The organism is Lysobacter sp. SCRH-1R (genome assembly GCF_057747855.1).
Window position 1 is genome coordinate 1,551,575 of record NZ_CM173227.1, and the last position, 12,996, is coordinate 1,564,570.

Sequence of the window (12,996 nt, forward strand, 5' to 3'; positions counted from 1 at the left end):
CCCCGTAAAGACTAGCGCGGGGGGTCGTACACGCATGGCCCGATGCCGTTGCGAAATGGCTTCGGCGTTGTGTGCGCGCATCAGAACAAGATCGCTAATGGCATAACAAAGCGCGTCATTCCAGTTGCCGGACAATCAACGAAGTTTCAAACACTTACTACTCCGGTGAAGTTGGCCATGTCCGACTTCGCATCATGCACTCCGCTGCGTAGTGCCCACGGAGGATCTTTGTACTGATAAAAAACAAGGTCGAGTTGATCTACTGCATCATGGTTGCAGCTACGGCCGTCATGGCCGGCATCGTCAATTGCACGGCGGCTGCCTCCTGCGGCAACTGCGGTGACTTCCTTAAGCTCCTTTCCCCTTTGGCACCTCTCACAGGGCCCGGCGCGTCCGGGCCTCGTGCATTTTTGTCGCCGACTTACTAGGAAACGACAATGCACTTTGGTAGAAAGAATGGCCTACTCTGGCCAAGAGCCTTGGCATCGCCTCGGCAACAAGCTGGCGCGCCGGATGCTTCAAGATCGCGATCGGTACGCTCAGTCCGCACCATGAAGAGGGATGCGTTGGTCACGGATTCGCCTAGGGCACATGGGGTTCGATCTATGTAAGAGCGTCGGCGCTGGCCGCTGCGCTTCAATGTGTCTAAGTCCGGCGTGGGAGTCCCTGCCGGGATCACGAAGGCCTGTCATGCTGCGACCAGATTTTCGGACCGACCTGATGCGAATGAGCGAGTTGTTGGCCGCTCAGGAGAATCCGTCCTCGGGCCATCGCCGGGACGATTTCGAAGACCTAGCAGCCCTTGGCTCCAAGCTTGAGCGGGCCACGCAAGAGGTGCGCGGGCGGGCGAGTAGAGCCCTGTCAGGCCATTTCTCGACCTTCCCGCAATCGCCGCTGGGTGCCGTGATTTCCCTCTTTGACGTCAGTGGATTCCATCGAGAGGAGGTAGCCCATACTCGCACGCTGGCGTGGCTGCTCGATCCTAACAAGCCGCACGGGTTCGGAGCTGCGCTGATTGAAGCGTTCCTGGAACTGGCTTGCGGAAAGGCGGAGGAAATCAACCAAGCGCTCTTTGCCCAAATGGACTTGCGCAGCTTTCTGCAGGTAGAGGCGGAGTACCGTTTGGCCCAGGGAAGGCGGGTGGATATCTATGCACAAGGGCGAACCCGCTCACATCGACCATGGCACATGTTGGTCGAGGCCAAGGTGGATGCAGACGAAGGGCATCGCCAACTATGCGATTACCGCAAGGCAATGCGAACCCAGAACACGGTCCTGATCTATCTGACGGTGGAGGGGCGACTTCCCAAAGACCACAAAGACGTGGGCCATTGGCTCCCTATGAGCTTCGCCGAAATCACGACCTCCTTTCTTGCCGTCGCCCCAAAGCTGGTGGCAGCACCGGGCTACCAGCTCCTTAGCATGTATCTGGTTACCATGCTGCAAGAGTTCTGCGGTGTCAGATGCCCGATGAGCGATCAGACTGTCGTTCAACCCTTCTCCGTACTTCAAGTCTTGGGCGCAAACCATGGATAAGTTGGGTGCGTCCCGCGCGTTGGGTTTCTGGGACAAGCATGTGCTTGCGATGGATGAGATGTATGCACTGTACCCGGCAGAGCCCGGCGATCAGCCTGAACAAGAGCTTCCGAGTGAACTGCTTGAGATCTGGAACGGTCCGGACCGCGACTTGATCGGAAGGGTGTTCGATCAGGCGGAGCGTGACGGTCAAGCACTAGTCCGTGCCTGCGTCAGTGACGCCGTTACCTGGTTCTCCCAGCAAGGGTCCCCAATGCGAGGAGACAGATCGTCGACGCGAGATCGCATGACTGGCAGGGCAAAGTTTCGGCCTAGGCGTGGCGAGTACCGGATTGGCGAGGTCTGGCACGGTGGTGCTGGACAACTCCAGCGCCGGCGATGCGCTTACCCTCTACGCGAACCTCTGGAGCAAAGGCGGCAGACGAGCGGGTGCTGGCCTAGCAGGGGCTCTGGTGGGCGCCACTGAGGGATCGAAGATGCCGGCCGACGATGATTGGCACTCCGGATCGGCGATCTTCTGCGTGGTCGATCTGAACCAGCACCACGCGGCGGATCCGATCGACATCGACTTGGATGCAGTGCGCGCGGCGTTCAATGTCTGTCTGCGGAAGCAGGATATCGAAACACTGAATCGGATCCACTTCGTGGCCAAGAGCCTGTAGCGATCCGACGAGTGGCGGCTGCGCGTGAGAATGGGCCTTTGTAAGGGTGCTTGGGTTTTGGGATCACTAGGCGAGCGGGCCGACATCTAGATCAACGCAAAGTTGTCCCCCGATGAGCGTTGCTCTCTTGCCGCCGAGATTATCGAGTGGGCATACGTCTAAGGGACGCTGACTGTGTTGGTCGGAAAACTCTAGCCGTTCAAGGGGGCACGCACTTTGGGAGGCTCCTGGTCAAACTTTGGCTCATTCGGAGCCAACGTATTGAACGAGATTTCAAACCCATAACACCCCACTGAAGCCGGTGGAGACCGCCTTCGCGTCAGGGCGCTCCGCAATGAAGCGCCTGCCAAGGGTGTACTGATGTGAGCAGAGGCAAGTTCGACGCGATCTATTGCGTCCTGGTCGTGACCGCCGCCGTTCTAGTGGGCATCGTCAAATGCACCACCTGCGGTGGCCCAAAGGCCCCCTGATCCAATCCATTACTGGCATCCCACACAAGGCCCGGCATCGCGTCCGGGCCTTGTGCGTTTATGCCGCCAACAATGAGGAAACGAAATGCATCTGGTCGAAACGATGGCCTATACCGGCGAGCAGCCGTGGCATGGCTTGGGCAACAAGCTGGCATCGCAGCAGCCCATCGAGGTCTGGAAGAAGCAGGCGGGCATGGATTGGCAGATCGAGGAATCGGAGGTCCGCTACATCACCGGCTGCAACAACATCGGGGTCATCAATGCTTTCCCGGAACAGAAGGTGCTGTACCGCTCTGACACCAATGCCCCCCTGTCGGTGGTGTCCAAGCGCTTCCAGGTCGTGCAGCCCGGCGAGATCCTGGAGTTCTACCGTGACCTGACGGCCTGCAACGGCTTCGAGCTGGAAACGGCAGGCGTGCTGCGCGAAGGCCGCAAGTTCTGGGCGCTGGCCCGTACCGGCCAGAGCACGAACCTGAAGGGGCGGGACAAGGTGGACGGCTACCTGCTGCTGGCGACCGCCTGCGACGGCACACTGGCGACCACGGCGCAGTTCACCTCTGTTCGCGTGGTCTGCAACAACACGCTGTCGATCGCGCTGGGCAACGCCAACGGTGCCATCAAGGTGCCGCACCGCAGCCAGTTCGATCCGGATGTCGTGAAGCGCCAGTTGGGCGTCACCGTGTCTTCGTGGGATGGCTTCGTGGCGCGCATGAAGGCGTTGGTGGAGCGCCCGGTCGATCCGGATTCGGTGGAAGGGCTGCTTCGCCGCGTGTTGACCTACCAGGTACAAGACAAAAAAGGCACGGTCGTCAACGAGCAGGCGCTGACCAATGTCCGTTCGCTGTACGAGGGAGGTGGCCGTGGCGCACTGATGGCTTCCAGTCGCGGCACGGCTTGGGGCCTACTCAACAGCGTGACCGAGTACGTCGACCACCATCGCCGTGCGCGCAGCGACGACCACCGCCGGGATGCTGCGTGGTTCGGGCAGGGAGCCCAGATCAAACAGCGAGCGTGGGACGAAGTGATGAAGCTGGTCGCCTAGCCGGCACGTGCCAGCCACGCGGACCTTGAGGCATCCGGGGTAACGGATGCTTCAGGTGTCCTCGCCGTTGCCTTTGGGTTCCGGCAACAGTCCCAGCAGGGCTTGGGTGATGCGTTCCTGCTCCTGCTTCGGAAGCTGCAGCACCTTGACCAAGGCTTTGGTCAGTGCCGGCGTCGCAGTGAGCCCTCTGACAGCCAAGGCAAGGTTGGCCTGCTGGCGTTGGCTGGCCTTGGAGAGCTCAAGAATGGCGTCGGCCATGGCGGCGTTGTCCGCCAGCAGGTATGCAATTGGTACGTCCAGCACCTCTGCGAGCTTGTCCAGGTTATCGAAGCCGATGGCCGTGACCTGGTGCTCGTAGCGGTTGATGCGGGAAGACCCCTTGTCCTTACCCAGGCCCATGCGATCCCCCAGCGCACGCTGGCTGAGGCCACGCAGTTGCCGCGCCTGAACCAGGCGAGCGGCGAACAGGGCGCGGGCTGAGGATTCGGGCACCGAAGAACGGAGAGGCGAGGATGGGCCAAATCATGACGAAACCCCTAGCTGCGTGGCAGACTCTATCTTTCAGATAGAGGTGTGGCTCCGTCAAGCCGGTCTTCCGAACAGGAGCCGGGGACTTCCGTCAGATCGACGAGCCGGAACGGGTTTATGTACCCGACAAGGGGCATTGCGAAATTTCTGGGCCCGAACGTCGGGGACGGAGAACGAACTGACCTACAAGAGCGAGACGCGGCCAACGTCGCTTAGGCCATGTAGCAACAAACTGATCACACAAAGGAGTTCGCATGAAAGTTGGACCCGCCGCTTTGACGTTGGCTGCAATGGTTCTCACTGGCTGCAGCGGCCAAACTCTTGATTTTCGGAATGCCGAGATATCAAACAGCCGAATCTACGACGGATCTTCCGATGAGCCGTTTAGCGGTACGGTGACTAACGTACCCATTTCGCGCATCCGGACGCCGGATATCGGTGAGCTGTTGAAGTTTGTCGGAGATGCGACACATGATCGCTCTCATTCCGGTCTGATGCTGGGAGCCGCATTAGGCCAGATCATGGGCGGAAACTCTCCGGCGTTGTGCGATGTCGACGTGGAGGATGGTTACCTGGATGGCACGGCAGTCTGCAGTGTGGCCGGAAGCGCAAGGACAAGGGTCTTTGAGTTCCATTACGCTAACAATGTCCCCGCTGGCGACATCCGGCTTTTCAGTCCTGAGCAAGGTGGCAAGTTGCTCGCTGAGGCTGCACTCGATTCCAATGGAAGGCTCTCGGGAGAGTCCACGATCTACTACGCGCAGAGCGGCAAGCCTGCAGGGCGTGCCACTTGGGTGGATGGCAAGGCGGCAGGTGCGATTGAGGCATACGACGCTGAGACGGGCAATGTGATCCTGAAGGGAACGACCGAGAATGGCGTGATGGTCGGCGAGGAGATTAGGTATGCCCCCGATGGGAAAACCGTCATCAAAAGAGCTAACTACATAGCCGGAAAGCTCAATGGTCCGTACGAAGAGTATGACCAGTCAGGCAAGCTGCTGAAGAAAACCATCTACGAAGCGGGCGTTGACGCCCAGGAGCGTGATCGTTTGGAGGCTGCTTATCTGTCCGAGGCGAAAGAGCTAGTTGCGGCCGGGGTCTATCCAGGTTCGGATATCGATCAGGTGGTCGCTGAAGTTCGCAACTCCCGTGAGTGCCTTGCAACGGCTGTAGCCAACTCCGGGAATGCCGCTCCTTCTGAGTATATTGTCGAAGGCTGCCGTGTCTGGACGCCAGAGCGGATCGTTGAGATGCAAGAGATGATTGCGAAGTATGGTGTGCAAAGCGAGGTCGATAGCCAAGAAGCTGGTTCCAAGGAGGAAGCTGGTGGTGCTCTAGATTCAGGTGCCTCGTCGGCCGGATAGTTCGTCAAACAGCGAAAGTAATGCACATCAAAGGGCCGCCTAATGCGGCCCTTTTTACTGTTTGGAGAACGCCGATGCCCCGAATCCTTGTGGCCAGCCGGGCGGGTGTCGTGTCGGGTCGTCGAACATGCCAGTGGATGAGGTTAACGATGCTGACGACATCCGCCGAAGAATCGCCGCGATACTGCCGGCCGTCGTCTGACATTTGCCTGGGGCCTGAGGCCGCCGATAGCCCTGAGTGGAGCGTGCTGGCCTATGACGGGTTGCCGGACTTCGGGCCTCATCCGAACCTGGACGAACTGCTGGCCTATCTGGATGCCGTGGACGACTACGGTGATCCCTTCGAGAAACTGTGGCCAAGCCGTCGCTTTGAAAGCGTTCTACAGGCGACGGACCTGTTCGCTGATACCTACCAAGGCACCTATCCCGATGCCGGCGCCTGGGCGCGGCGCTATCTCACTTTGGTCGGCGAACTGGCGCGGGTAGGGCCGGATTTCGACTTCGATGCCTTTGGAGTACGGCGGCATCAAAGGGCGACGTGTCGTTCATCGACGCCGAGGGCGGAGGTCTCCATGTGTTCTGGAACGACTGAAACGCGTTGAAGAGCGGGAAGCCGGTTTGCCGGCAGCACTAACAAACAATTCAAATCGTGCAAGGGCCGCCCCATCGAAGGGTGGCCCTTTCATTTTCTGGAGAAGGGATGAGAAGACAAACGGCATTGCGCTTGGTGGACACCCGAAAGCTGGAACGCAGTCAATGGCTGGATGTGCGTAAGGGCGGCGTCGGCAGCTCGGACGCCGCAGCGGCGGTGGGTCTAAATCCCTACAAGAGCCCGCTTGAGCTGTGGGCAGAAAAAACCGGGCGCGTGACCGCCAGCGAGGAGAGCGCCCGCATGGACTCGCCGACCTATTGGGGGACGCTGCTGGAGCCTTACGTTGCGGTGGCCTATATGCAGCGGACGGACCGCAAGGTGCGGAAGGTCAATGCCGTCCTGCAGCACCCGACCTTCCCCTTCATGTTGGCCAATATCGATCGGGAAGTGCTGGGAAGTCCCGATGTGCAAATCCTGGAGTGCAAGACCGCCGGGGAATATGGCTCGCGGCTGTGGCGGGACGGCGTACCCGAATACGTACAGCTTCAGGTGCAGCACCAGTTGGCCGTGACGGGCAAGCAGGCGGCGGACGTGGCCGTGCTGTTGTGCGGGCAAGATCTGGAGATCCACCGCATCGAGCGGGACGAAGACGTGATCGCCCGTCTGATCGTGCTGGAAGCCCGTTTCTGGGAATACGTGGAAAGCGACGTCCAGCCTCCAGCGGATGGAAGCGCGTCGGCAGACAAGGCCCTGCGTCAGCTGTATCCGGGCAGCGGCGGCGCCACGCTCGACTTCAGCGAGGACCGAAGTCTCTCCGGCGTCCTTGCCGAACTGGTGGCGCTCCGGGTTGAGCTGGAGGCCAAGGACAAACAGGCTGAAGTTCTCAAGCAGACGCTGCAACAGGCGATGGGTGACGCGTCGCGAGCCGTATTCGCGAGCGGGGAGGTGACCTTCAAACGGTCGAAAGATGGCACCCGCCTGGATACGCAGCGGCTGGTCGCCGATCACCCGGACCTCGTCGCCGCTTACACCGTTCCCAAGCCAGGTTCGCGACGGTTCGTGATCGTCGATTGATCCATTCCACCCAACAGGAGTTCGACATGCTGAAAGGCTTAGCGATTACGCCGCCCGTGGTCGGGCGGATTTCTATTGGTCGCGTGGTGGAGCGCAACGGCAAGCGCCTGCCGGAGAAGGATGACCAGTTCACCTTGACCAGCCAAGTGCAGAACCGCGACGGCTGGGTGCTGCATCCGCTGGACGAGGCATTGAAGCGGGAGGCTGGCGGGAAACTGCGCACGATCCCGGTGCGGATGCTGTTCAACGACCCGGCTTTGAATCTGCGAGCTGATTACTCGCTGTTCGATCGCAGTACCGGCCGGCCGGTGTGCGTGGGCAACGGCGATACCTGCCGCCGTGCCGGCAACGATGGCATCGAGGTCCTGCCATGCGTCGGACCGGATGCGTGCAAGTTCGCCGATGGCGAATGCAAGGCCTACGCCCGTTTCAACGTGCTGGTCGGCGATGGCGAAGACGACGCGCTTGGCAGCTTCGTGCTGCGAACCACCTCGTTCAACACCATCCGCACGCTGGCGGCCAGGCTGCAGTACTTCAGCGCCGCCTCCGGCCGACGACTGGCCTGTATGCCGTTGGAACTCAAGTTGCGCGGCAAGTCCACAACGATGAGCTACCGCGCGGCGATCTACTACGTCGATCTGGTCGTGCGGACGGGGATGACGCTGGATCAGGCCATTGTCCAGGCGCAAGAGCGGGACAAGCAGCAGCGCGATTGTGGCTTCGACCAAGCCGCATTGGACGAAGCGGCGCGTCGGGGGTTCGCTAACGGCGCCTTCGAAGAACTGGAGGAGGACGTGCCAGCTGTGGTCGAAGAGTTCTATCCAGATGCGGGGGCAACGGGAGTCGAGGCAGGAACGAAGGCGGAAGCACAGACTGTAAGTCTGCATCGTCGGCTGCAGGAAAAGGTCGCCTGCGTGGGCGGGAGATCAACAACAACGAGGTGAGAAATGATGTTTCGAGTGATTGGTGGGGTCGTGGTTTATGGGTTCGCGCTGTACGGCGCGGCAAAGTTCCTGGATCGCCCCAAGTTGGAAGTTGTCGTCCGATCAGACCCGGATAAGCAATCGGTGGAGCTACCCGCCAGCGCGCCGGAATAGGTCGAGGACGGGGTGCTGGACAAGCAGCAACTCGGACTGGGTGCCGCCAATAACTTGGCGCGCGCCTAACATGGTGACGAAACGCTGCCCGGTAATGGGAGGATGGGGCGCCGACGCGCCCATCTTTTTTCATCCCGGGCGAGCCCAACGGGGAAAGCATTGATGCCGACGGAATCTTGTTCCGATCGATCGTTATACGTACGCAGCAGGCGCCGTCGTTATGTTCAGGCCAGCGCCGACCAAATCCTCGAAGCCGCGCGAGAAGTAGTCGACAAGCGCATGCAGCGTGGGATGTCGTTTATGGATCCGGCAACCTCGTGCGGGTTCTTTCGCGACAGGTTGGCAGGTTACGACCGCGAGGTATTTGCGGCCGCATTGCTCGACAGCCGGCACCAGCTGATTGAGTACGCTGAGCTGTTCTACGGCACTATCGACGGCGCAGAGGTCCATCCGCGCGAACTGGTGAAGCAGGCGTTGCAACACACGCGTCGGCAGTGGTGGTTGCGCATAATCACCCGTCCGGTTCCGTCGAGCCGTCGGCAGCGGACAAGGTGTTGACCGCCCGGCTAAAGCAAGCATTGGCCCTGGTCGACGTACGGTTGCTAGACCACATCATCGTCGGTGGGCATCAGACTCTGACTATGGCCGCGCGTGGCTGGGTATAGACGGCCCGCGTCTTGATCCGGCCGGTAGGACGCTTAGGTCAACGGCGACGGGCGATTGCACTCTGAACTTCGAAGGAGGAGCTGCGGCTCCTCCTTCCTGTCTGGGTGCATTTTTTTTTGTTACAGGTAGCCAGTCGGCAAAGACGGGCTGCATCCTGGAAAGATTCCCACGGGATGGTGTGACATCAGGCGGACATTCGCATTCCCATCAGTCCCCTCCACCTCAACGTAGCGGCCCGCGACCAGCCACCCGAGGGCCTTCAGGAAGCGTGCTTCGTGAAAGCCGCAGAGCAACGAGACTTCGGCCAGGCGGGTCTTGCCGTTCGGGTGGACGGGGGCACGAACGGCGATGGCATCGAGCATGAACTGCATGTCGGCGTTCAGCTTTTCCTGGTGAAGCGGCAGTTTTGGCGGCGTCATGGGCTTCATCCGGATAGGCTTCGGCGGTGGCCGATTGGCCTCGACGAAGATCAGACGATGCTGGTTGAGTGACCACGCTATGACTGCCCAAGCGCGTTCGACCATCTCCAAGCGGATTTCGCCTTTGCCAACGCAGATGACGTGGAAGATCGCAGCCAGGCGCAGCGTGTTTTCCCACGCACGTGCCGCCGCTTCGTCGATGTCGGCATACTCGGTGTGGCGCCACTGCTTCATGCGGAACTTGAGTTCATGCATGAACTCAGCCGCCTCCTTGCTGAGCACGACGATCTTCCGCTCGGTCACACCCGCTGCCTGGCGATCATCCGCTTCGACCAACAGCTCCTCCAGTCGAGCTGTCAGGGTCGCCAGTCCTCCACTGGAGCAGGGCGCGCGCATGAAGGTCATGGGGGTCTGAAAGCGCTCGGGGTCGTAACAGGCCGCAATTGCCCGGGGCCAAAGGCCTTGGTGGAAGCTGGCGTTATCCGTTTTCTTGAGGAACGGATAAAACAGCTTGGGCTGTATCCGAAACCCAATGGAACACCTGCCACCAACGGCAATCAGGTCCGTCCTGTAGACCTTATGCTTAAGCGGCGGATTGCCGCTCCAGAGCTGCGTCAACTTATCGATGTACTTCCTGAGCAAGTCGCTATCCAGAAAGCTCCATCCGTCTTCGTGCTGAATGGTCGTATTGCGGTTAGTGCCGTGCAGGTACTCCATCAAGGCGCGGTAGCTTACTTCCTGCAGAATCAACCCATCCGGTTCCTGCACCTTGTTCTTCGTCCTTTCCTGCCCTTGCATGTCTTTGGCTTCGATAGCTTGGAGACCCTTCTCCGTAGCATGGGCGTTGATGGACTGGAAGAAGAAAGTAAACGAGGTCCCCTTGCCAACACCGCTAGGCACGAGAGCAGCCGTGTTCACCGTCGTGGGCATAGTGCGGGTGTCGAGCCCCCGCACATCATGGCAGCGCTGTACGGCTGCCACGCACGCTGCGATGGCATCGGTCAACAGGGCTTCGGCGGGAACGCCATCCTCAAAGGTACGGACTTCGTAGGCCGCGTTGTAGAGCAGATCAGGTAGTGCGTCGATCGGACAGAAGGGGCATTGCCGGAGATACATTGGGGCTCCTACCGGATGGGCATGGTGTCGGACGGATGACGACGAGCGGAAGGAGGGCCGCTAATCGATCTCGATTTCGTGTTGCGTGCGGCCAACGCTTGCGCGAATACGCCTTGAGTCGTGGCTCCGTAATCGTCGTCGTCAGGCGCTTCCAGCAGGCGACTAAATTGCCCAGGTGACAATTTGATGCCAGAGGAGCGATTGATTTCCTGGCGAATGGCTGCGCTGGTTGCGCCGCGCTCGATGGCGCGGCGGATGGCCGGTTTCGCGGCACGCAACAAGGCGGTGCTTTCCAGGCCGAGGCTGTCCAGGCCCTCCACCAGCGCAGCCAAGGCATCAGCGTCGTAAGTGTCGTTCGGTGGCATTTCGGCTCCCGTGGTAGTGAAAGGCCGACTTATATCGCCTGGAGATGCACTGTCGCCAACTTTCCGGGGAAAGTTGCGAACTGTTCCGTGGTCGGCGCTGTCCTTCCGGAACGCGTTCCCAGTTGTGTGGACGCTACTGGACTGTGTCGAGTTACCCCGTAGATGTCCTTTGCCGAAGAATCTGGCGGCAGTCCGAGCTGTGGAGCTGACGGGCAACTGTTGCCGCTTGTCTAGACGGTCTAACCATTGGGGCGCCGTTTCACTGCGCGGGCCCAAAACCGGAAAGTTCCCAACTTTCCGGGGAAAGAATGCGGGCGCCTAGCCTAGCTGGCAGAGTGCGCACCGCCACGATTGGTGGCGTCACACGGAGGGCCGCGATGCGCGCCCAGTCAACGGACACCATCTTGCGTCTGAAGCAGGTCAAAGAAGTCACCGGCTTGGGTCGCTCGACGATCTATCTCTACATCAATAAGGGCAAGTTCCCACCGCCGAGGAAGTTGGGCGAGCGAGCTGTTGGCTGGCGCTCGGGCGATGTCTTTCGTTGGGTGGCCGAACGCGGCATTGCCTTCTAAGGCTGCGCTATCTCGACACGTGGCAACGTTGGGTCAGCACCCGAGCTTAGCAGGCAATCGAGATTTCTAATATAGGGCTTTCCAGGCCAAACCCTCGGCCCTGAATTCCGGCTTTGTATGTAATGCAATGAACACCAATACCACCATCAATCCAATGCTCAAGCTGCAACCGTCCGACAACCTTGATCACGGTAGCGATGAGTACAACAGCTACCTGGGGCAAACCGTAGTCGAGATCGTCCGGCGTGAATACCGGCATGAGTTCGCAGCGGAAAGCCTCCTGTGCCAGCAGACGGCTAGGGGGCAGGTGTTCGGCTACAACACCGATGACCAGCACTTGCTCGGTTTCATGCCGCAGCTGAAGAGGCTGTATGCCCGCATCATGGCGGGAGATGAGCCGCCGGTCGAATCTGTGTATGTCCGTTGGGCCAATCGGCTTGGGTACAAGATGAACAAGCTGGGCAGGCAGATTCTTTCTGCCTGCAAGTACTTTTCGTCACAAGAGGAGGAGGGGCGCAACTGGCAGCAGGCGTACGCCCATCACAAGTTCCATCCGGTCGTCGCGGTGATGCTGCGGGCAGTGATGCGCTGGTGGCAGCCGATCTGCCGTTGGTGGAACCCTTCGCGGGCCTTGGTAGAGGGCGAGGCAGACTCGGAAGCGGTGGAAAAGCTGCATCAGCTGGTGAATTTCGTCCGCCGTGTATGCCGCTCCCAGGCGTTTCAGAATCTTCTCCATGACCACGAGCGCAAGGCGGAGGGTAACTTCCGGAGCGGGCGTGATTTCATGGCCGCGCTGTTCGAACGTCACTCGCGACTGTTGATCCTGCGCATCGACCTGTACTTCCGCCCCGATGCCAAGGATTGGGGCTACGGCAAGGCGGCTGGCAGGGCCATGTCCAACTATCTGCGTGCGTTGCGCTCGGGACGCATCGTGCCGGGCCACCTTGGGTTCATCATCAAGCGCGAGAACGGCATCAGCCGTGGGGTGCACCACCACCTGATGGTGATCCTGGACGGGCACATGCACCGCAATGCCTATTACCTGACTCAGCTCATGGGCGAAGCTTGGATCACGCGAGTTGGGGCGGATAGGGGCAGCTATTTCAATTGCTACGCTAGGAAAGACCGGTACCGTTACAACGGCTTGGGTCTCGCGCATGTCGGCGATGCGGAAAAACTGGTCGGTCTCCGCATCGCGCTCTGGTACATGAGCAAACAGGACTCCGAGTTGAAGGCGGACGAGGCCAAGGTCAAGAACTTCTGGCGAAGCCTGATGCCGGGCGACGCCGATCGCCGTGGCGCGCCCCGTAAGAACGGAGACGGCATTGGCTTGGTGCAGCGCTTGCTAGGTGGGAAGCGCAGCAAGTACCCGCCGGGCTTCGAGCCGAGGCCCGGGCAGGCGACGCGCGAAGGGTAAGTCGGGGGGGGCTCGTGGAACATAATTGCGTTCCACGGGCTAGAGCTGTCTCAGGGGCTGTGGCGGCTTTTGCTAC

At 60.2% G+C, this 12,996-nt stretch carries 12 protein-coding genes and 1 pseudogene; 10 read left to right on the forward strand and 3 right to left on the reverse strand.

Translation table 11 applies throughout. The features are described 5' to 3' along the window. Positions 1-690: 690 nt before the first annotated feature. The 3 genes from AC3ANK_RS07110 (at position 691) to AC3ANK_RS07120 (ending at position 3,710) form a co-directional block, all read left to right on the forward strand. Positions 691-1,536 (forward strand): PDDEXK-like family protein, encoded by an 846-nt coding sequence (locus tag AC3ANK_RS07110; protein WP_484172549.1) that lies wholly within the window; start codon positions 691-693, stop codon positions 1,534-1,536. A gap of 350 nt (positions 1,537-1,886) precedes the next feature. Next, positions 1,887-2,198: a hypothetical protein gene (locus AC3ANK_RS07115; protein ID WP_484172550.1), complete on the forward strand. Its 312-nt coding sequence runs from the start codon at positions 1,887-1,889 to the stop codon at positions 2,196-2,198. A 555-nt stretch (positions 2,199-2,753) separates the two neighbouring features. Continuing rightward, entirely contained in the window at positions 2,754-3,710 is a 957-nt protein-coding gene (locus tag AC3ANK_RS07120) for a DUF932 domain-containing protein (protein WP_484172551.1), read from the forward strand. Positions 3,711-3,761: 51 nt separating this feature from the next. On the opposite strand, the gene AC3ANK_RS07125 is transcribed toward AC3ANK_RS07120, so the two are convergent. Further along, positions 3,762-4,202 carry a helix-turn-helix domain-containing protein gene (locus tag AC3ANK_RS07125; protein WP_484172552.1) on the reverse strand — a complete coding sequence of 147 codons (441 nt, stop codon included), beginning with the start codon at positions 4,200-4,202 and terminating at the stop codon, positions 3,762-3,764. Between the two features lie 290 nt (positions 4,203-4,492). On the opposite strand from AC3ANK_RS07125, the gene AC3ANK_RS07130 reads away from it, so the two are divergent. The 5 genes and pseudogenes from AC3ANK_RS07130 (at position 4,493) to AC3ANK_RS07150 (ending at position 9,030) form a co-directional block, all read left to right on the forward strand. Further along, positions 4,493-5,602, forward strand: a complete 1,110-nt coding sequence (locus AC3ANK_RS07130; RefSeq protein ID WP_484172553.1) for a toxin-antitoxin system YwqK family antitoxin — start codon at positions 4,493-4,495, stop codon at positions 5,600-5,602. A gap of 149 nt (positions 5,603-5,751) precedes the next feature. Beyond that, positions 5,752-6,204, forward strand: coding sequence for a hypothetical protein (locus AC3ANK_RS07135; RefSeq protein ID WP_484172554.1), 453 nt, complete (start codon positions 5,752-5,754; stop codon positions 6,202-6,204). 125 nt (positions 6,205-6,329) lie between these two features. After that, positions 6,330-7,268, forward strand: coding sequence for a YqaJ viral recombinase family nuclease (locus AC3ANK_RS07140; protein WP_484172555.1), 939 nt, complete (start codon positions 6,330-6,332; stop codon positions 7,266-7,268). Positions 7,269-7,294: 26 nt separating this feature from the next. Further along, positions 7,295-8,212, forward strand: a complete 918-nt coding sequence (locus AC3ANK_RS07145) for a recombination directionality factor (RefSeq protein ID WP_484172556.1) — start codon at positions 7,295-7,297, stop codon at positions 8,210-8,212. A gap of 453 nt (positions 8,213-8,665) precedes the next feature. Continuing rightward, a pseudogene (locus AC3ANK_RS07150) lies at positions 8,666-9,030 on the forward strand (JAB domain-containing protein). A 120-nt stretch (positions 9,031-9,150) separates the two neighbouring features. Here the strand turns inward: AC3ANK_RS07150 and AC3ANK_RS07155 are convergent. Together AC3ANK_RS07155 and AC3ANK_RS07160 are read right to left on the reverse strand one after the other, a co-directional pair. Further along, entirely contained in the window at positions 9,151-10,566 is a 1,416-nt protein-coding gene (locus AC3ANK_RS07155; RefSeq protein WP_484172557.1) for a DUF3987 domain-containing protein, read from the reverse strand. 8 nt (positions 10,567-10,574) lie between these two features. Further along, the gene (locus AC3ANK_RS07160) at positions 10,575-10,931 is read right to left on the reverse strand and encodes a hypothetical protein (RefSeq protein WP_484172558.1); all 357 of its coding nucleotides are present in this window, start codon (positions 10,929-10,931) and stop codon (positions 10,575-10,577) included. 377 nt (positions 10,932-11,308) lie between these two features. Between AC3ANK_RS07160 and AC3ANK_RS07165 the strand changes: the two genes are divergently transcribed. Continuing rightward, positions 11,309-11,503: a helix-turn-helix transcriptional regulator gene (locus AC3ANK_RS07165; RefSeq protein WP_484172559.1), complete on the forward strand. Its 195-nt coding sequence runs from the start codon at positions 11,309-11,311 to the stop codon at positions 11,501-11,503. 127 nt (positions 11,504-11,630) lie between these two features. Next, the gene (locus AC3ANK_RS07170) at positions 11,631-12,920 is read left to right on the forward strand and encodes a YagK/YfjJ domain-containing protein (protein WP_484172560.1); all 1,290 of its coding nucleotides are present in this window, start codon (positions 11,631-11,633) and stop codon (positions 12,918-12,920) included. Positions 12,921-12,996 lie beyond the last annotated feature (76 nt).